This is a genomic window from Acrocarpospora catenulata (assembly GCF_018476525.1).
In the GTDB taxonomy this organism is placed as follows: domain Bacteria; phylum Actinomycetota; class Actinomycetes; order Streptosporangiales; family Streptosporangiaceae; genus Acrocarpospora; species Acrocarpospora catenulata.
Genome location: NZ_JAHCST010000024.1, coordinates 17,852 through 36,703, shown reverse-complemented (window position 1 = coordinate 36,703; position 18,852 = coordinate 17,852). Strand labels below are relative to the sequence as shown.

Here is an 18,852-nt window from a genome sequence, read left to right as displayed (position 1 = left end):
ATGGACCCGCTCCAGGCGTCCGATCCCCCCGCGATCGGGGGATTCCAGCTGCTCAACCGGCTGGGCTCCGGGGGCATGGGGCGGGTCTATCTGGGGGTCTCCCCGGCCGGGGAGCGGGTCGCGGTCAAGGTCATCAACGACGGCCTGCTGGACGACCCGCACGTGCGGGAACGTTTCGCCGCCGAGGTGCAGGCGCTCAAGACCGTCTTCGGTCCCCGGGTGGCCGCCCTGGTCAGCGCCGCCCCGGCGGGGGAGCGGCCGTGGCTGGCCGTGGAGTACGTGCCCGGCCGTACCCTGCACGACCACGTCACCCGGCACGGCCCGCTGGAGACCAGGCTCACCGCCATCCTGGGCGCCTCCCTGGCCGAGGGCCTGGCCACCATCCACGCCGCCGGGCTGCTCCACCGTGACCTGAAACCGCACAACATCGTGCTCGGCGGCGACGGGCCCACGGTGATCGACTTCGGTCTGGCCGTGCTGACCGAGCGCAAGCACGTGCTCACCCAGACCGGGGCGATCATCGGCACCCTGGTCTGCATGGCCCCCGAGCAGGTCAAGGGCGAACGCCAGCCGACCACCGCCCTGGACGTGTACGCGCTGGGCGCCACCCTGGTCTACGCGGTCACCGGGCGATACCCGTACGACGCAGACAACGCCGCCGCCCTGGTCTACAAGATCATCTCGCCGGAGATCCGGGCCGACCTGACCGAGGTGTCGCCCGGCCTGGCCGACCTGCTCCACCGCATGCTGGCCGTGGACCCCGCGGATCGCCCGCTCCTCCCGGAGGTGACCGCCGAGCTGGTCCGGCTGGCCACCGCCGAGACCACCGCCACCGAGGCCAGGCAGGACCTGGTCAAGGCCACCTTCCACGCCGCGCCGCCCAAGGCCGTGGATCGCTCCAGAGCCGTCAGCCGCTGGCCGTTCGTCGGCCGCCGCGCCGAGGTGGCGCGCCTGGAGGAGCTGCTGACCGCCGGAGCCTGCGGCGCCGTGCTGCTGGACGGCCCCTCCGGCGTCGGCAAGACCCGGCTGGCCGAGGAGTTCCTCGCCTACGCCCGCGCCCTCGGCCACGGCACCGCGCAGGTGGCCGCCACCGCCAGCGCCTCGGTGGTGCCGCTCTCCGCACTCGCCCCGATCCTGCCCGAGGGTCCAGGCCTGGGCGACCCGCACGCGCTGTTCGACGCGGTCCGGGCCCGGGTGGCCGGGCAGGCGGGGGCCGGGCGGTTCGTGCTGGCCGTGGACGACGTGGACCTGCTCGACCCGACCTCGCTGGCGCTGCTCGGCTACCTGCTGGCCGACGCCCGGCTCTTCCTGATCGCCACCAAGCGCCGCGAGGCCGAGATCCCGGACACTCTGGACGCGCTCTGGCGGCGCGGCGACGCCGTCCGTCTTGAGCTCGGCCCGTTGGACCGGCAGGGCGTGGAGACCCTGCTCCACCTGGCCCTGGGCGGTCCGGTCACCGCGGGGGCCGCGCACGCGTTCTGGACCGCCAGCCTCGGCAACGCGCTCTACCTGCGGGAACTGGTGGAGAACGCGCGCCGCGAGGGTACCCTGACCGAGGCCGACGGCGTCTGGCGGCTGAACGGCGGGCTCAGCCTCGGCTCCGGGGTGACCGGCCTGGTCGCCGAGAGCCTGCGCGACCTGGACGAGCCCGCCCGCGAGGTGGTGGAGCGCTTGGCGCTCTGCCAGCCGCTCGGCCTGGACGATCTGCTCGTCACCACCGCGCTGCCGGTGCTCACCCGGCTGGAGAACCTCGGCGTGATCCGGCTCCGCGAGGACGGCCGCCGCCAGGAGATCCTGCTCGGCCACCCGCTGCACGCGCAGGTGCTCCGCGAGTCCATCCCCCGGCTGCGGGCCCGCGCTTTGCTGCTCGCCCAGGTGGCCGCGGTCGAGGAGCACGGCGCGCGGCGGCAGGGCGATCCGCTGCTGCTCGCCTCCTGGCGGCTGGACGCCACCGGCACCGCCGACCCCGAACTGCTGGCCCAGGCCGCCCTGCTCGCTCTGCACGGCCACGACGTGGGCCGGGCCGAGCGGCTCACCCGAGCCGCCCTGCGGCACGGGCCCAACAGCAGGGCCGCGCTGCTGCTCGGCGAGTCGCTGGGCGAGCAGGGCCGGCACGCCGAGGCGGAGGAGGTGATGGCCGCCGCCTTCCAGGACGCCCCCGACGACGAGGCCGAGCAGATCGCGCTGATCCGGGCCACGAACCTGTTCTACGGCCTGGGCCGCGCGGAGGACGCCTTCGCCTGCCTGCGCGAGGCCCGCGAACGCGGCGGGCCCGACGCGGAACCCGGAGTGGCCGCCATCGAGGCGCTGCTGCTGTCGGCCACCGGCCGGGCCGCCGAGGCGCTGGACCGGATCGGGGAGACCCCGCCGGAGGGCCCGCCCCGCCGCCGGGTGCTCTGGCTGCGCTCCCGGGGCCTGGCATTGGCCGGTTCCGGCCGGGTCGAGCAGGCGGTCGAGGTGGCCAGGCTGGCCTTCGACGAGCACGTCCGGCTGGACGACCGGCTGGCCGTCTACCATCCGGCCGGGCAGCTGATCACGCTCTCCGGCGCGCTGCTGGAGGCGGGGGAGTTCGACGAGGCGGAGCAGGCCGCCAGGGAAGGCCGCAGGCTGGCCACCGTGGACGAGGCCGGCTCGCTGGCCATGTGGTTCCCGTGGAACCTCGGCTCGGCGCTGCTGGCCAGGGGCCGCCCGGAGAGCGCTGCCCGGCACTTCCGGGAAGGGCTGGCGCTGGCCCGCGCGTTCACCCATCCGGTCGCCGAGCTGTTCCAGCTGGCCGGTCTGGTGCTGGCCGCCGCCCAGCTGGGCGCACCGGGGGACCCCGACCTGGTGCGCGCCTTCGAGGAGCGGGCGCTGATCCCGATGGACCACTCCGACGTGGACCGGGCCCGCGCCTGGCTGCTGGTCGCCAACGGCGACACCGCCGCGGCTTGCGACCTGCTGCGTGACGCCGCCGCCGGGCACCGGACGGCGGGGCGGGTCACCGCGGCCGTCGCCGTCCTGCACGACCTGGTCCGGCTGGGCGACCCGGAGCCGCTGGCCACCTGGGAGCTGCCGATGGAGGGCCGGTACGCCGCCGCCCGCGTCGGCCACGCCAAGGCCCTGCACGCCCGCGACCCACAGGTGCTGGCCACGGTGGCCGGGCGGCTGCGCGCGCTCGGCGCCGACCTGGCCGCCGCCGAGGCGCTGGTGGCCGCCGCCGGTCTGGAGAACGATTCCCGGCAGGCGGCGAGGCACCTGCTGGCCGCCGACGACCTGGTGGCCTGGTGTGAGGGGGCACAGACCCCGGGGCTGGCCGGGGCCACCTCGTTCAGCCGGGCCGAACGTGACGTGGCCCGGCTGGCGGCGCAGGGCCGTACCGCGCCGGAGATCGCCGAGCGGCTGGTGCTGCCGCTCGACTCGGTGAGCAGGGAGCTGGAGAGCGTGTACTACAAACTGGGCCTGACCACCCGCGAGGACCTGGCGGCCGTGCTGGTCGCGGAGCGGGCATGACTCCGGAGCAGGTGGGTTTGGTGACCCAGAGCGTGGTCGCGCTGCGGTCCCGGTTGGCCGAGGTGGCCGACGACTTCTACGCCCGGCTGTTCGAGCGGCATCCGGACCTGCGCGCGATGTTCCCCGCCGAGCTGACCGCACTGCGGCGCAAGTTCGCCGACGAACTGGAGCTGATCGTCCGGGCCATCCCCGACTTCGGCGGGTTCGTGGACCGGGCGCGCGGGCTGGGCTCCCGGCATGTCGGGTACGGCGTGCGGGCCGGCCACTACACGGCCGTGCGCCCGGTGCTCCTCGAGGCGCTGGCCGCGGCCCTCGGGGACCGGTGGCACGACGAGCTCGCGGTGGCCTGGCACAGCGCGTACGACATGATCACCGAGGTCATGCTGATGGGGGCCGTTCCCGCGCCGCCCCGGATCGGGAGCTGACGCTCAGGTCCGGTGCCAGCGCGCCTCGGCGAAGCAGTACACGGCGAACAGCACCAGGCCGCAGGCGACCAGGACCAGCAGCCAGGGCCCGAGGGGCGTGGTGGCCAGCGAGCGGAGCGCGCCGTCGATGCCGGCCGCCCGCTCCGGATCGTACGCCAGGGCGGCCTGGACGATCAGGCCCCCGGCGGCGACGGCGATCACGCCCCGGGCCAGGTACCCGGCCTTGCCCAGCCTGACCACCGAGGCGCGGGTACGCGGGCCGGAGACCCGCATGTCACGCATGAACCGTTCCGTCCAGCCCTCGTACATCCAGTACGCGCCGAGCGCGGCCACCCCGAGGCCGAGCAGCCCGGCCAGCAGCTGACCGGCGGGCAGCTCCAGGAGTAACCGGGTCGCGTCCCGCGACTGGTCGTCGGTCGAGCCGGCGCTCTTGCCGGCCAGCAGCAGGGCGGTGATGGAGAACACCAGCGCGGCGTAGACGACCGCCCTGCCGGCCGACTCTGCGCGCTCCCACCGGCCGGGGCGCCCGAACAGGGCCTCGCCGAGCTGCCAGAGGGCCAGCGCGGCCAGCCCGGCCGCCATGATCCACAGCAGCGTCTCGCCCAGCGGGCGCGCGGCCACCAGGTGGATCGCGCCGCTCTTGTCCGCCTCCCCGCGCCCGGAGCCCAGGCCGACCTGGAGGGCGATCAGGCCGATCAGCGCGTACAGCACACCACGGGCGGCGAAGCCGATCCTGGCCAGCCGCTCCAGCACCGGGTGTTCTGTCACGCTCCTGGCCGCTCCGGCGACCTGTCTGACGGGGTTCGCGCTCACCATCTGCTGCCTCCTTCGACCGCGCCAAACCCCACTGCTCACCGGCGCTGTGGCCAAACCTGGCACCTGGGCCAAAGGTAAAGAATGTCCGCTTTTCTTGGGGTGTGAGCGGAAAGTGGCTTAATGTCCGGTTACTAAACCGTGACCCATCCCCTATCCCCAGGAGATCCCCCATTTCCAGCATTGCGGACAAGCTGCTCAACGCGGCCCGGCAGGAGCTGGGCTACAGCGCTGATCACGGACAGAAGAGCAAGTACGGCGCCTGGTACGCCACCGCCACCGACACCTCCCCGAGCCTGGCCAAGGCCCCCTGGTGCGACAGTTTCGTCTCGTGGGCCGGTCAGCAGGCCGGTCTCACCACCTCGGTCGGCAAGTTCGCCCACACCCCCGACCACCAGGCCTGGTTCAAGGCCCAGCACGCCTGGTCCGGCAGCGCCGAGCGCGGCGCCGTCGCCTTCCTCAAGAAGGACGGCCAGGTCGGCATCGTGGAGCAGGCCACCGGCGGGCGTGTCACCACCATCGAGGCCCTGCACGGCGCGGTGCAGCGGGTGACCCGCCCGGAATCCGCCTTCACCGGCTACGGCCTGCCGCGCATGGTCCAACTCCCCCTCTACAAGGGCACCACCACGGCGTCCTACTTCTGGGACGACGGCTCCGGGCGCAACGGCGACACCGGCCACCCCGCCTCCGGCAAACCCATGCAGAAGGGCCTGGCCGCCAGCCCCAGCTGGCCGATGGGCACCGAGGGCTACGTCGTCCACAACGGCAAGAAGGCCCCCTTCTTCGTCGGCGACCGCGGCCCGGGCACCCCCTCCAGCAGCGGCGTCATGCTCGACCTGGACGGCAAGACCTTCGCCGAGCTCACCGGCGGCACCTGGAACCACGGCAACCTGACCGTGACCGGCAACGGCGGCGCGGGCCACATCAAGGTCGACTACGTCATCACCAAATGGGGTGCGGGACTCGGCAAGAAGGGCGCCCCCCTGCCCTTCTCCACCGGCGCCTACTCCGTCAACGACAAGTCCGCCCCCGCCCCGCCCACCCTGAAGTTCCCCACCGCCGAACCCGGCAAGGTGGCCCAGATCTGCGCCATCACCCCGGCGAAGGCCTCGGGCACCTCCACCGTGGCACCCGAGGCGCCATTGGTGGCGCTGTCCGACGCGGTGTCCGAGGCCGTGGCCACGCCGAGCCTGCGCAACACCGCCTCCACCGTCCCCCAGCCACTAGTGCCGGTCTCCGTGGTGCTGGCCCTGCTGCTGCTCTTCGTGGCCGGAGCCGCCGCCGCCTACCGCTACACCCGCCCCCGGGGCGCGCACCGGGCCTGAACGGCATCCTGCCGGCCCAGATCATGTCCGACGGGATGCCTGGTCCTGAGCGGCCAGGCATCCCCGCTCAATCGGACCGTGGCTCCCCGCGCTCCACTGGCTTGCCGAGTGCTCGCGACCACTCGTTGAGAGAGCCGTCGTACAGCCTGACGTCATCGCGGCCGATGAGCGAGAGCCCGAAGATGAGGCCGGTGGCTGAGACGCCCGCACCGCAGTAGGCCACGACATCTCCCTCCCCCTCGGGGAGCAGGTGCGCTTGCGCCGCTTGACGGATCTCGTCACGAGGAACGTAGCGGCCGGTGTCGACGTCCGCGGTCGTCGGCCACGGGAGGTTGACGCTGTTGGGGATTCGGCCGTACACGCTTCCGTGCGTGGCGACCTCGCCGACGTAGAACTCCCGGGGTAGGGCGTGCACGAGCTGACCGGCACGCACTGAACGGCTGATCTGCTCGACTTCTGTGTGATCAGCCACAAGCTCGGTGCGCTCGCGGGGCTCGAAAACATGCTCCTGCGGCTTCTCGGGGCCGGTGGCGACCGGATGGCCGTCGGCCAGCCACCCTTGGAAGCCGCCGTCTAGCACGCTCACGTCGTCGAACCCGTAGTAGCGGAACAGCCACCACAGTCGGGTCGCCCAGATCTGCCAGCCCTCGGAGTACACGACGAGGTGCCGGCCAGGCCCGACTCCGAGTGCGCCCGCCGCGGCGGCGAAGGAGCCGGCGCCGGGCAGCCCGAACTGACGTCCATCGTCGGCGGTGACGGAGAAGTCACCCGGCAAGTCGGCGAACACCGCGCCCGGAACGTGCCCTGCCAGATACCGATCGTGATCGGGCCGCGCGACATCGTCGACGTAACGTACCCGGACGTCCGCGATCACGAGGTCGGGGTCGTCGAGTACGGCAAGCAGTCCCTCGCCACTGATGAGCTGTGGATATCGGGCCATCGGAGTGCCTTTCTCATCGATCGGACGCGGACACGGACGTCCACCGATCCGTAGGCGTCCATTCCTGTACTCTGTTGACCTAAAGGATATACATGAAGTGCCAAGTGTATGTACTTGATGGCAGTCGTACACGCTGGCCCGGCGACTGTCGCTGGGTCAGCTTCGTTGAGTACTCGGAGAACGCATGACCCGACCGATCCTCGTCAACGGCTTCAAGGCCGCGATGGTCACGCACACGAGCGCGGGCCTGTGGCGGCATCCAGACAGTCGAGCCCGCCGTTACCGTGAGCTGGACTTCTGGATCGAGACCGCTCGCACACTCGAGCGCTTCGACTTCGACGCGTTGTTCATCGCCGATTCGCTCGGCGCCGCCGACGTCTACCAGAACTCGCCGGATCAGGCGCTGCGTGAGGGGCTGCAGACGCCCTCAGCCGATCCGAGTCTCGCCATCTCCGCCATGGCCGCGGTGACCGAGCGCCTGGGATTCGGCCTCACCTTGAATACGTCGTTCAACCGGCCCTATGAGCTCGCGCGCCGGTTGAGCACCCTCGACCATTTCACCGACGGACGCATCGGCTGGAACGTGGTGACAGGACTTGTGCCCAGCGCGATGGCAGGGCTCGGGATTGATCCAGCCGTGAGCCATGACGAGCGTTACGACATCGCCGAGGAGTTCATGGAGGTCGTCTACCGGCTCTGGGAGGGAAGCTGGGCTGACGACGCCGTGATCGCCGACGTGGCGAGTGGTGTCTACGTCGAGCCGCGCAGAGTCCGTCCAATCGAGCACCACGGCCGGTACTTCGACGTCACCGGGATCCACCTGGCCGAACCCTCGCCGCAACGCACCCCGCTGATCTTCCAGGCCGGCAGCTCCGCGCGCGGGAAACGATTCTCCGCGCGCCACGCCGAAGTCGTGTTCGTGAGCGCCCAGCGGCCCGATGTGCTGCGGCGAACCGTCGACGACATCCGTGCGCAGGCCGCCGAGGCCGGACGCGATCCCGGCAGTCTCCGTTTCATCTCGACACTCACGGTGGTGACGGGCGAGACCGAGCGGGAGGCCCAGGCCAAGCACGAGGAATACCTGCGACTGACCAGCGTCGAGGGCAACCTCGCGCGACTGGCGAGCACGATTCAGGTCGACTTCGGTGCGGTCGATCTCGACGAGCCGCTCGAATTCGCGGAAACGCCGGGCATCCAGAGCGTGCTGGCCAACTTCACCAAGCTCGATCCCTCCCGCCGCTGGACGCCACGACAGGTCGCCGAGTACATGGCGCTGGCAGGATTCGGACCCTTCGTCGTCGGCTCCCCTGCGCAGGTGGCCGACGAGCTCGAACGGTGGTGCGAGCAGGCCGGAATCGACGGGTTCAATCTCGTCGACATCATCCCGGGGCAGTCCTTCCGCGAGTTCGGCGAACTGGTGATGCCCGAGCTCGTCGCTCGAGGCCGCCGCCCCGATCCGGCCTCGGGAAAGACGGGTCTGACCCTACGAGAACGGATCTTCGGGGGCGGCATGGCACGAGTGCGCGACGACCATCCTGCCGCGCGGCACCGCTACCCGGACGACGACGCCATCGGGTGAGCCCCGCGCGCGACCGCGGCTGGGTGCGGGGCCCGGAGACGGGCCCCGCGGCGACCTGACAACCGCTCCCGGAAGGTGCCGAACCCGGGGTCCGGGGTGCTCACCAGTCCGCGTCGACGAAGCTCCGGGATCAAGTGCGCACAGACGGCGGTCAGCGTCACACCCGGGAGGGGATCAGCGACGTTGAATCCGTCGACACCCGCGAGGTGAGTCCACTCCTCGATCCGGTCGGCTACCGTCCCCGGAGATCCGACGATCACCGGACCCCCACCCCCGATGGCGACGAACTCGCCGATGGCACGGGGTGTCCACACGCATTCCGGATCCAGTCGGGTAAAGACGTCGACGATCCCCTGAATCGCCGGCACTCCGCCGTTGGCGGCCTCGGCCTTGAGCGGCTCGTCCGGGTCGAGCTGGCTCAGGTCGATACCGAGGAGCGCGCTGTACCGGGCGAGCGCGCCTTCGTGGCTGGCATAGGCGAGATACTCCTCGCGATAGGTCCGGGCGGCCTCCGCGTCGGTGGGCGCGACGACGAACGTCGCGTTGGCCAGGAACACGGCATCGGTCGGGGATCGTCCGGCTTCGGTGAGGGCTTTCCGCCCACGCTGCACCTGCCGAGCCACGAGGGCCGGATCGTGCGCGCTCAAGAAGACCCCCTCGGCATGACGACCGGCGAACCGTAGCCCCCGTTCGGAGCTCCCGGCCTGGAAGAGCACAGGGGTGCGTTGCGGCGACGGCTCGACCGGGCCGACGTCGGGAATGCGGAAGGCACGGCCGGCATGGGCGACCGGGCGGACCCGTGCCGGATCGACGTACACCCCGCTGTGGGTGTCGCGCACCACTGCGTCCTCGTCCCAGCTCGACTCCCACACGCCGTACACCGCTTCCATGAACTCCTCAGCGATGTCGTAGCGCACGTCGTGCGCCGGCAGCGCTCCCAGGCCGAGGTTCCGGGCGCCGGAGTCGAGCGCCGAGGTGACGATATTCCAGCCGATGCGCCCTCCGCTGAGGCGATCGAGGGTCCCCATGGTGCGAGCCAGCGCGTAGGGCTGGACGTAGCTCGTGGACATCGTCACGGCGAGGTCCAGCCGGGTCGTCACGGCCGCCATCGCGGCGACGATCGGGATCGGGTCCGCGGCAGGCGTGCCAAGTCCGTCTCGCAGGGCCGGGTCCACCCGCCCCTGGTACACGTCGAGCACACCGGGAGCGTCGGCGAAGAAGACCCCGTCGAATCCGCCGTCCTCCAGCTGACGTGCGAGCTCGATGGCGTAGTCCAGGTCGCCGTAGCGATGGGCCTGGCTGCGCGGATTACGCCACAGTCCTATTCCGGTGTGCCCTGGGGTGGCCTGCTTCAGCGCGAACAGGCGCAGCCGATCGCTCACGTGCCCGATCCTGTGCGCACGAGGTGGCGGATGACGGCGTCCCGGGCTCCGACGAGATGGGTGCGCATCATGTCCGCGGCCGCGTCCGCTTCATGGCGGCCGAGGAGATCGGTGATCTCCTGGTGCATGCGGGCGGCGGCGCGCCAGTGGTCAGGGTCCGAGGAGCGCGACGGCAGTCCGGACAGCAGGGCGGAGAGCCGCACCAAAGTCGTGATGATGACATCGTTGTGGGAACAGTCCCACACCGCCGCGTGCCATCGGTCGAAGACCTCGAACGGCGGCTGGCCGGCATCGACGAACCGCTCGCCCTCCTCCAGCAGGTCACGCAACCGCAGAAGCTCGTGCGGCAGGATGCGGTGCGCCGCGAGCCGTGTCGTCTCCGGTTCGAGGATGATGCAGGCCTCGTACGCGTTCGTCACCTCTTCGAGCGTGCGGGACGGCACTCGCATGCCACGCGACGTCCGTTCGAGCAGGCCATCCTGCTCCAGCCGGAGGAACGCCTCCCGGATCGGGGTGCGCGAGATGCCGAAGCTCTCGGCGAGGCCGCCCTCCGTCAGTACGTCGCCGGGCACGTGGTCGCCACGGAGAATTCCCTGCTTGATGAGGTCATAGGGCTTGGTCGCAGCGCCCGGCCCATCGACTTCGACCACTGTGTACGCATCTCCCCTCGTGCCGAAATGTGAGAGTTCAAGTATACAGCCGCGCTCAGGTGTATGTACTATAAGCTGTATTCCCTACCAAAATAGGAGACAACACGTGTCCACCAGTGAACTGGCAGTCAGGAGTCCTTGGGCCTGGCGCACGGTCGACTTCGTCGTCACGGCCGTCCTCGCTGTCGCCTTCGGCGTCATCTTCTGGGGATGGGACCACCTCTACGGCCTCGCGTTCCCCCTCTTCGTCGCTTTCCCGCCCACGATCAGCCTCATCGGAGGCGTCTGGACGATCGCCGCGGTCGTCGGCGCCGCCATCGTGCGGCGGCCAGGAGCGGCCCTGCTCACCGAGGTCCTCGCCGCCGCCGTGGAACTGCTGCTCGGCAACCAGTTCGCAGTGATCGCCCTGGTTTCCGGCCTGCTCTACGGCGTCGGCATCGAGCTCGTACTCGCCGCGTTCCGCTGGAAGCGGTGGGGCCTCCCCATGCTGGCCCTCGGCATCGCGTTCGGCGCCTTCCTCCAGTCCTTCTGGGGCGTCAACCTGTACCACCCCACCTGGAGTCTGGGGTGGAAGATCGCAAATGGCGTCGGCGGCATCATCTCGGCAGCCGTGATCGGCGCGGGCCTCGGGTGGGTCATCACCCGGGCTCTGGCGCGCGCCGGGGTGCTCAACGCCTTCCCGATCGCCCGCGAGGTCAGCCAGGTCGCGGCAGCGGCGCCTGCCCAGTGACCACGCTGCTCCATCCCCAAGGGGTCCGAGTGCGTTCCCTCACGTGGACCCCTTGGGGTGCGTCGCCTGTCCTGGACGCCGTCGATCTCGTCATCGAACCGGGTGAGCGCGTGCTGCTCACCGGTGCCAGCGGCTCGGGCAAGTCCACTCTGCTGCGAGCCATCGCCGGGGCCCTGGAGAACTACGCGCCCGGTGATCTCAGCGGGAAGGTGCTGATCGGCGGCCAGTCGCCGGCCGAGAGGCATGGCGGCGCGGGACTCCTCCTGCAGAATCCGCGCGATCAGGTCGTGGCCGGCAGCGTCGCACGCGACGCCGCGTTCGCCGCGGAGAACATCGGACTGAGCGGCGACCCGCTCCACGCACTCGTCCGAGGCAACCTCGCATCGGTCGGACTCGGCGGGCTCCCGCTCGACCGGCGCTCCACGCATGTCTCCGGCGGGCAGGGCCAACGCCTCGCACTCGCCGGCCTTCTCGGCCTGTCTCCCGAGGTACTCCTGCTCGACGAGCCGCTCTCGATGCTCGACCCGGCCGCCGCCCGCGCGGTACAGAGTGCCGTGCTGAGCCTCGTCGACACGCTCGGCGCAAGCCTCGTCGTGGCCGATCACGACCTCGAAACCTGGTGGCCCCACGTCGACCGCGTCGTCGTCCTCGAGCACGGCCGCGTCAGATACGACGGAACACCGGGAGGCGTACTCACAGCTCTCGCCGGCCAGGAAGAGCTCTGGCTACCCGGTCTCCCCCCGCCACCCACAACCGAGATCGACTGGACAGCGGCGCCCAGGCCACGGGCTGTCCCAGGCGAGGAGATCCTCGTCGCGGACGAGGTCTCGTATCGAGACCGTGACAGCCTGCGCCTCCCTCAGGTCTCCATTCGGCTCGAACTGGGGCGCGGCCACGCGCTCATCGGGCCGAGCGGCTCCGGGAAGTCCACCCTGCTCAGGCTGGTCGCGGGGTGGTACCCGCCGACGACCGGGGCGCTACGACTGGCCGACTGGGTCCAGGCCGGGACCCGCCGGCCACCGCACCGCTGGAACTCCCGCCGCCTGGCACAAACGGTCGCGCTCGTCGGTCAGGTTCCATCGCAAGGGTTCATCGCATCGACCGTCATCGACGAGTTGCTCAAGACCCGGAGGCTGATCGGCCGGCTGCGCGACGGAGACGAGGCACGGGCGGTGGCATTGCTGGACTCGGTCGGGCTCGGAAGCGCAGGCAGCCGCCACCCGCAGACCCTCTCCGGTGGCGAGCAGCGCCGTCTCGCGGTCGCCGCCGCGCTGGTCGCCGAGACACCGGTCCTCGCACTCGACGAACCGACCGTGGGCCAGGACCGGGCATCCTGGGCCACCGTCGCCGGTGCCCTACGCCATGCCGTCTCGTGCGGCAGCGCGGTGCTCGCGGCCACGCATGATCGGCGCCTGGTCGAGCAGCTCGACGCCGTCACCCGGCTCGCACCCGCCGGCACCACCCCGGAGGACATCTCATGACCGCAGGCTTCGACTTCCAGGGCACCGCGGAGCGCCACCGGCCACCCCTCGGCCAGGTCAACCCGCTCGTCCTCGTCGTGGGGATCCTGCTGCCCGCCCTCACGAGCCTCGCGATAACGACGCCCGCCTCGGCCACGGTGAGCGTCCTCCTGCTCCTCGCCCTGCTCCCGCTGCTCCGCAGCCCCCGGCGATCGATGCTGCCGCGACTCGTCCTGGCCGGCTACCTGATCCTCACGATCTTCTGGAACAACTGGTACTTCGGCGGCCAGGATGAGGTTGCCTCAGCGGTCGCCGCCGCCAGGGTCTTCTGCGTGGCGATGCCGGGTCTCCTCCTTTCGGCACACGTGCGCCCCTTCGAGCTCGGCGACGCGTTGATCCAGCAACTGCGACTCCCGCCCCGCCCCGTGCTGACGATCGTCATGGCGCTCCAGCGCACCGCACTGCTCACCGAGACCTGGACCGAGATCGGTCACGTACGGCGGTCACGGGGGCTGGGCGGTACCGGTGTTGCCGGCCGGGTACGAGAACTGGCCGGACGCTGCGTCGTCTTCCTCACCATCGCCCTGCGGAGCGCCACCGACCTCGCCGTCGCGATCGAGGTGCGCGGGATGCTCGCCTGGGAAGCTCGTGGCGTCGCCCGAGGCCACTGGCAGCGCTCCCGGTGGACCAGACGCGATTCCTGCGCCTTGGCGCTGGTGGCTTTGTTCAGTGCGGTACCTGTCGCCACCGCATTCCTCTGACCAACCGCACGTCAGCCCTTTTTTCGACGGCGGTTCCGCTTCATCGTGCTGGAGACCCGCTTGAGTATGCGGTCCCAGTCGGAGCCGAAGGGATTGTCGGAGACCAGGTAGGTCCAGGTGGCGCTGGGCCGTTTCAGGCCCTGGCCGTCCAGGGGGCGGTCCGGGTCGTAGGCGTCGAAGGACGCCAGGGAGCGGCGTTCGATCTCTTCCAGGAGCTTGCGGTAGGCGGGGACGGCCTCGCGGTTGAACTCGTCGATCGGGTTGAGGCGGCCCAGCGCGCGCAGGTGGATGCCCTCCCGGAGGTCGGCCAGGAAGCCGAGGTGCTCGGTCCAGCACTGGTCCAGGTGGAACAGGACGATCTGGCGGGCGACCTCGGCGACCTGCTCCTCGGAGGTGGCGGCGGCCAGCTCGGCGTACCGCTCGGGGCGGGCCTCGGACAGCGCCTCGGCGCCGGCCTCGCCGTACAGGATCTTGTCGCGGTGCTCCAGCAGGCGGCCGCGCTGCTCCTCCAGGACCCGCGTGTAGCGCCAGGTGTTGCGGTGGATCTCGGTCTGCACGCCCTCGGCCACCCGCTGGGCGTGGCCGGTCAGGTAGGCGGCGTGCCGGTCGCGGATCCGGCGGTCCTTGTCGGGGGCGGGCAGCGACTCCTCCGGTGCGTACGCGGTGAGCAGTTCGTCCTCCCCGCTGACGAAGAAGACCGAGCCGCCGGGGTCGCCCTGCCGCCCGGCCCGGCCGCGGAGCTGGTTGTCCAGGCGGCTGCTGGTGTGCCGGGCGGTGCCGATCACGTAGAGCCCGCCGAGTTCGGCCACGCCGTCGGCGCCGAGGCGGATGTCGGTGCCCCGCCCGGCCATCTGGGTGGAGACCGTGATGGCGCCGCGCTCGCCGGCCTTGGCGATGATGGCCGCCTCCTCGGCGTCGTTCTTGGCGTTGAGCACCACCGGGTTCAGGCCGCGCTCGCGCAGGTGGGCGTCGAGCTCCTCCGACTCGGCCACGTCCAGGGTGCCGATCAGGATCGGGCGGCCGGTGGCGTGCTGCGCCGCGATCTCGTCCACCAGCGCGATCTCCTTGTCGATCGTGGTGGCGTAGACGCGGTCGGGCTCGTCCTCCCGTACGCACGGCTTGTTCGGCGGGATGACGGCGACCTTGAGGGTGTAGAACTCGCGGAGGTTCTCGCCCACGGCCACCGCCGTGCCGGTCATGCCGCAGATCTTGGGGTAGCGGGTGAGCAGGCCCTGGATGGTGATGGAGTCGAGGATCTCGCCGGTCTCGGTGGGGGCCAGCTTCTCCTTGGCCTCCACGGCCGCCTGGAGCCCGTCCGGCCAGCGCTGGAGCTGGGCGACCCGGCCCCGGGAGGGGTTGATCAGGTGCACCCTGCCCTCCCTGACGATGTAGTCCACGTCCCGGGTGAGCAGGGCGTGGGCGTGCAGGGCCAGGTTGACCTCGGTGACCGTGGCCGCGTGGTCGTACAGCGAGATGCCCAGGGCCTTCTCCACCGTGTCGGTGCCCTTGGCGGTGAGATGGACGGCCCGGCCCTCGTCGTCGATCTCGTAGTGGTAGCCGCGGGAGAGCCGCCGGACCAGCGCGGTGATCTCCGGCACGGTGCCACCCGGGTCGGCGGCCCCGGCCAGCACCAGCGGCACCCGGGCCTCGTCCACCAGCACGGAGTCGGCCTCGTCCACCAGCGCCACATTGGGCACCGGCTGCACCAGGTCGGCAGGGTCGGTGCGGAGCCGGTCCCTGAGCAGATCGAAGCCGATCTCGCTGACCGCCGCGTAGGTGATGTCCCTGGCGTAGGCGGCCCTGCGCTCCTCGGGCGTGGAGCTCTCGGCGATCCAGCCGACCGACAGGCCCATCGCCGTGTAGAAGGGTTCCATCCACTCGGCGTCCCGCCGGGCCAGGTAGTCGTTGACCGAGATGGCGTGCACCTGGTCGCCGCGGAGCGCGAACCCGGCGGCGGCCAGCGCCCCGGCCAGCGTCTTGCCCTCGCCGGTGCCCATCTCCGCCACATGCCCGGCCAGCATGGCGAGGGTGCCGGTCAGCTGCACGTCGTAGGGCCGCTCGCCGATGGTGCGGCGGGCGACCTCGCGCACCGCCGCGCAGAACTCGGCCGTGAACGCGGCGCGCCCGCTTTCGGTCGCCACCGCGCGGAGCTCCTCAAGGGTGAGCTCCTTCATCCGCGCCTCGTGGGCGGCGGCCTCGGCGGCCGTGCGCGCGAAGGGCGCCAGGTCCACGCTTCCCGGCTTCTCCAGGAAACGCCTGATCAATTGAGGTAGAGAGGCCACGCCCGCTCCAACGAGCCGCACGAGTAGATCGGTTCCAGACATAAGCCCGGAAGATCCGATGCTAGCCGTACCAGGACCCTTGCGTTTTGACTGATTATCCAGTCAGTCTATGGAGATGAACGATATTGCCGCACGGCTGGGCCGGGTGGGCCTGCCCGAACCGGTGTCCGCGCTGGCGGCACGCCGCTGGGACGTGATCGTGGTGGGCGGCGGGCACAACGGCCTGACCTGCGCCGCCTACCTGGCCAGGGCCGGAAAGTCGGTGCTGGTCCTGGAGGCCAGGGAGCGCCTGGGCGGCGCCTGCACCCTGGAACGCCCGTTCCCCGACGACCGGTACGTGATCAGCCCCTGCGCGTACGTGATCGGCCTGCTGGACGAGACCGTCATCCGCGAGTTGGACCTGCACCGCCGCGGCCTGGAGGTCTACCTGGCCGACCCGCAGCTCTGGGTCCCGTTCGAGGACGGCACCGCCTTCGCCCAGTGGCTGGACCCCGACCGCACCGAGGCGGGCCTGCGCGAGCTGGGCGTCTCGCCCAAGGACATCGCCGGGTACTTCGCGTACGAGGAGATGTTCGACCAGATGCGGATCAAGCTCAGGAAGGGCCCCAGGGACGCCTGGGCCGGCGCCTCCCCGAGCCGCGCCGAGCTGGAGGAACTCCTGGGCGGCGACCCGTTCATGATCGACGTGCTGTTCCGCGCCTCCATCGCCGAGGTCCTGGACGAGTACGTCTCCGACCCCCGCCTCAGGGACGCCCTCTACGGCCAGGGCATCATCGGCACCTGGGCGGGCCCGCGGGACCCCGGCACCGCCGCGGTCAAGCTCATGCACTTCATCGGTGAGGTGGAGGGCCAGGGCGCGGTCTGGGGCTACGTCAAGGGCGGCATGGGCATGATCAGCTTCGCCATCGCCGACGCCGCGCGGGAGGCGGGCGCGGTGCTCGCGGCCGGTGTCCCGGTCGCCGAGGTGCTGCCAGGGGAGGGCGTCCGGCTGGACGACGGCACCTTCATCCCCGCCGCCGTGGTGGTCAGCAACGCCGACCCCAAACGCCTGATGACCATGGTCCCCGAGGCGCCCGAGGACTACCGGCGCCGCATCGACGACTGGGACATCCGCAGCCCGGTGGTGAAGTTCAACGCCGCCCTGGACCGCCTGCCGTCCTGGACCGCCGCGCCCGGTGAAACCTTCATGGCGCGCGGCGTGGTCAACGCGATCAGCACCCTGGACGAGGCCCAGCGCGCCTTCGAACGGTGCGCGGCGGGGGAGCCCGCGGTCGGCTTCGGCGAGATCTACGTGCAGACCGGGCACGACCCGACCCCCGCTCCCGAGGGCAAGCACCTGATGAGCGTCTTCGGGCAGTACGCGCCGTACGGGATGGACTGGGACATCCGGCGCGACGAGGTGGCCCGCCAGTTCATCGACCTGATCGGCCGGTACGCCCCCGACTTCGAGGACTGCCTGAACAGTTACGAGGTGCTCGGCCCGCCCGACATCGAGGCGCGGGTGGGGCTGACCGGCGGCCACATCTTCCAGGGCGAGGTGCGCCCGGACCAGATGTGGGAGAACCGGCTCACCCCGCGCACCCCGATCCCCGGCGTCTACCTCTGCGGCGCCGCCACCCACCCGGGCGGCAGCGTGATCGCGCTGAACGGAAAGAACGCCGCCGAGGCCGTGATAGCTGACACGATCTGACAGGTATGCCCGGCAGACTCTCCCGCATGACGACGAAAGCCACTCTCATCGCCGTGACCCTTGACTGCGCCGAGCCCCGGCGGCTCGCCGAGTTCTATTCCAAGATCACCGGGTTCGAGGTCCAGTACGCCGAGGACGAGTACGCGGGCATCGGCGACGGCACGACCATGTTCTTCTTCCAGCGCGTCCCCGACCGCAAACCGTCCTCCTGGCCGGGCCCCGACAAGCAGATGCACCTGGACTTCCGGGTGCCCGACGTGGCGAAGGCGGTCGCTGAATACCTGGAGCTCGGCGCCACCAAGCCCGAGTTCCAGCCCGGGGACGGCTACGTCACCCTCGCCGACCCCGAGGGCCACCTGTTCGACGTCTGTCCGCCGCGCGAAGAGTAAAACCCGGGTAACGGCACGGAAATCTGGACCCTAAGCTAAACGGGTGACCCTCGACATCCGCACCCCCGGCCGGTGCCCATGACCTGGCTGGGAATCTCCATCGCCCTGGTCGGGGCGTTCGGATACGCGTTCGGCGCCGCCATCCAGCAACGTGAGGCGGCCGCCCTGGGGGCCACCCTGCGCCTGGTCCGCCGCCCGCGCTGGTGGGTGGGCGGCATCATCGGCTTCACCGGGGCCAGCCTGCACGCGCTGGCCCTCAGCCTCGCGCCGCTCATCGTGATCCAGCCGGTCAGCGTGGCCACGCTGGTCTTCGCGGTGGTGCTGGCCGCCTGGCTGCACGGCCGCCGCCCGCACCGGGCCGAGATCACCGGCTCGATCGCGGTGGCGGCCGGGCTGCTCGGCCTGATGCTGCTGGTGCCCACCCACAACGTGAAGCCGGTGCTGACCACGCCCGAGGCGATCGGGCTGATCGTCGTGGTCTTCACGTTCACCGCGATCTGCTTCGGGGTGGCCCGGGTGCTGCGCGGCCCCGCCAAGGCGCTGGCCATGGCGCTCGGGGCCGGCTCGGTCACGGCCACCGTGTCCACTTTCGTCCGGGTGGTGGGCGGCGGCCTCGGGGGCGACTTCGCCAAGCTGCTGCACTGGTTCACGGCGGCTATCCCCGTGCTGCTGATCTGCGCCGTGGTGCTGCTGCAGAAGTCGTACGCGGTGGGGTATTTCGGGATCGCGTACGCCGGGGTGCAGGTGGTGGATCCGGTCACCTCGGTGCTGGCCGGGGTGCTGCTGCTCGGCGAGCCGGTGCCCACCGGGGCGGGGCACCTGATTCCCGCCGCGCTCGCCGCCGCCGTACTGATCGCCGGCACCATCACCCTGAGCCGCCTGACACCGGATCACACCAAGGCCGCGACCCCCGCCCCCGAACCGGCCGCCGTCTAGC

At 71.1% G+C, this 18,852-nt stretch carries 15 protein-coding genes; 10 read left to right on the top strand and 5 right to left on the bottom strand.

Annotated features, from left to right (window positions below; genetic code table 11):
• Entirely contained in the window at positions 1 to 3,489 is a 3,489-nt protein-coding gene (locus tag KIP79_RS24070; RefSeq protein ID WP_214107175.1) for a serine/threonine-protein kinase, read from the top strand.
• Positions 3,486 to 3,914: a globin domain-containing protein gene (locus KIP79_RS24065; protein ID WP_214107174.1), complete on the top strand. Its 429-nt coding sequence runs from the start codon at positions 3,486 to 3,488 to the stop codon at positions 3,912 to 3,914. The genes KIP79_RS24070 and KIP79_RS24065 overlap by 4 nt, the downstream gene beginning before the upstream one ends.
• Positions 3,915 to 3,917: 3 nt before the next feature.
• Here the strand turns inward: KIP79_RS24065 and KIP79_RS24060 are convergent, their stop codons facing one another.
• Complete coding sequence (locus tag KIP79_RS24060) at positions 3,918 to 4,730, bottom strand: DUF1206 domain-containing protein (RefSeq protein ID WP_214107173.1); 813 nt, start codon at positions 4,728 to 4,730, stop codon at positions 3,918 to 3,920.
• Positions 4,731 to 4,831: 101 nt separating this feature from the next.
• On the opposite strand from KIP79_RS24060, the gene KIP79_RS50155 reads away from it, so the two are divergent.
• Entirely contained in the window at positions 4,832 to 6,052 is a 1,221-nt protein-coding gene (locus KIP79_RS50155) for a CHAP domain-containing protein (RefSeq protein ID WP_372453656.1), read from the top strand.
• 67 nt (positions 6,053 to 6,119) lie between these two features.
• On the opposite strand, the gene KIP79_RS24050 is transcribed toward KIP79_RS50155, so the two are convergent.
• A complete protein-coding gene (locus KIP79_RS24050; RefSeq protein ID WP_214107172.1) occupies positions 6,120 to 6,992 on the bottom strand; it encodes a sulfurtransferase in 873 nt (290 codons plus the stop codon).
• A 184-nt stretch (positions 6,993 to 7,176) separates the two neighbouring features.
• Here KIP79_RS24050 and KIP79_RS24045 point away from each other — a divergent pair, with 184 nt between their 5' ends.
• Positions 7,177 to 8,571, top strand: coding sequence for an LLM class flavin-dependent oxidoreductase (locus KIP79_RS24045; RefSeq protein ID WP_250213735.1), 1,395 nt, complete (start codon positions 7,177 to 7,179; stop codon positions 8,569 to 8,571).
• On the opposite strand, the gene KIP79_RS24040 is transcribed toward KIP79_RS24045, so the two are convergent.
• On the bottom strand, positions 8,544 to 9,953 hold the full coding sequence (locus KIP79_RS24040) for an NtaA/DmoA family FMN-dependent monooxygenase (protein ID WP_214107171.1): 1,410 nt from the start codon (positions 9,951 to 9,953) through the stop codon (positions 8,544 to 8,546). The genes KIP79_RS24045 and KIP79_RS24040 overlap by 28 nt on opposite strands.
• Positions 9,950 to 10,603, bottom strand: a complete 654-nt coding sequence (locus KIP79_RS24035) for a GntR family transcriptional regulator (protein ID WP_214107170.1) — start codon at positions 10,601 to 10,603, stop codon at positions 9,950 to 9,952. Before KIP79_RS24035 ends, KIP79_RS24040 begins: the two co-directional genes overlap by 4 nt.
• A gap of 106 nt (positions 10,604 to 10,709) precedes the next feature.
• On the opposite strand from KIP79_RS24035, the gene KIP79_RS24030 reads away from it, so the two are divergent.
• From KIP79_RS24030 to KIP79_RS24020, 3 genes are read left to right on the top strand one after another with little or no spacing between them, the layout of a single operon-like run.
• Positions 10,710 to 11,333: an ECF transporter S component gene (locus KIP79_RS24030; protein ID WP_214107169.1), complete on the top strand. Its 624-nt coding sequence runs from the start codon at positions 10,710 to 10,712 to the stop codon at positions 11,331 to 11,333.
• A gap of 29 nt (positions 11,334 to 11,362) precedes the next feature.
• Complete coding sequence (locus KIP79_RS24025) at positions 11,363 to 12,814, top strand: ATP-binding cassette domain-containing protein (RefSeq protein ID WP_214107168.1); 1,452 nt, start codon at positions 11,363 to 11,365, stop codon at positions 12,812 to 12,814.
• Entirely contained in the window at positions 12,811 to 13,554 is a 744-nt protein-coding gene (locus tag KIP79_RS24020; RefSeq protein ID WP_214107167.1) for an energy-coupling factor transporter transmembrane component T family protein, read from the top strand. Before KIP79_RS24025 ends, KIP79_RS24020 begins: the two co-directional genes overlap by 4 nt.
• Positions 13,555 to 13,565: 11 nt before the next feature.
• On the opposite strand, the gene secA2 is transcribed toward KIP79_RS24020, so the two are convergent.
• The gene (secA2, locus tag KIP79_RS24015) at positions 13,566 to 15,836 is read right to left on the bottom strand and encodes an accessory Sec system translocase SecA2 (RefSeq protein ID WP_308169857.1); all 2,271 of its coding nucleotides are present in this window, start codon (positions 15,834 to 15,836) and stop codon (positions 13,566 to 13,568) included.
• A 115-nt stretch (positions 15,837 to 15,951) separates the two neighbouring features.
• On the opposite strand from secA2, the gene KIP79_RS48560 reads away from it, so the two are divergent.
• From KIP79_RS48560 to KIP79_RS24000, 3 genes are all read left to right on the top strand, one after another.
• Complete coding sequence (locus tag KIP79_RS48560; RefSeq protein ID WP_214107165.1) at positions 15,952 to 17,526, top strand: phytoene desaturase family protein; 1,575 nt, start codon at positions 15,952 to 15,954, stop codon at positions 17,524 to 17,526.
• Between the two features lie 26 nt (positions 17,527 to 17,552).
• On the top strand, positions 17,553 to 17,915 hold the full coding sequence (locus tag KIP79_RS24005; protein WP_214107164.1) for a VOC family protein: 363 nt from the start codon (positions 17,553 to 17,555) through the stop codon (positions 17,913 to 17,915).
• 78 nt (positions 17,916 to 17,993) lie between these two features.
• Positions 17,994 to 18,851, top strand: a complete 858-nt coding sequence (locus KIP79_RS24000; RefSeq protein WP_214107163.1) for a DMT family transporter — start codon at positions 17,994 to 17,996, stop codon at positions 18,849 to 18,851.
• Position 18,852: the final 1 nt, after the last annotated feature.

Bases quoted from the DNA above. Each gene is read 5' to 3' on its own strand.
- KIP79_RS24070 (WP_214107175.1), top strand. From the start codon at position 1: ATGGACCCGCTCCAGGCGTCCGATCCCCCCGCGATCGGGGGATTCCAG.
- KIP79_RS24065 (WP_214107174.1), top strand. From the start codon at position 3,486: ATGACTCCGGAGCAGGTGGGTTTGGTGACCCAGAGCGTGGTCGCGCTG.
- KIP79_RS24060 (WP_214107173.1), bottom strand. From the start codon at position 4,730: ATGGTGAGCGCGAACCCCGTCAGACAGGTCGCCGGAGCGGCCAGGAGC.
- KIP79_RS24050 (WP_214107172.1), bottom strand. From the start codon at position 6,992: ATGGCCCGATATCCACAGCTCATCAGTGGCGAGGGACTGCTTGCCGTA.
- KIP79_RS24045 (WP_250213735.1), top strand. From the start codon at position 7,177: ATGACCCGACCGATCCTCGTCAACGGCTTCAAGGCCGCGATGGTCACG.
- KIP79_RS24020 (WP_214107167.1), top strand. From the start codon at position 12,811: ATGACCGCAGGCTTCGACTTCCAGGGCACCGCGGAGCGCCACCGGCCA.
- KIP79_RS48560 (WP_214107165.1), top strand. From the start codon at position 15,952: ATGAACGATATTGCCGCACGGCTGGGCCGGGTGGGCCTGCCCGAACCG.
- KIP79_RS24005 (WP_214107164.1), top strand. From the start codon at position 17,553: ATGACGACGAAAGCCACTCTCATCGCCGTGACCCTTGACTGCGCCGAG.
- KIP79_RS24000 (WP_214107163.1), top strand. From the start codon at position 17,994: ATGACCTGGCTGGGAATCTCCATCGCCCTGGTCGGGGCGTTCGGATAC.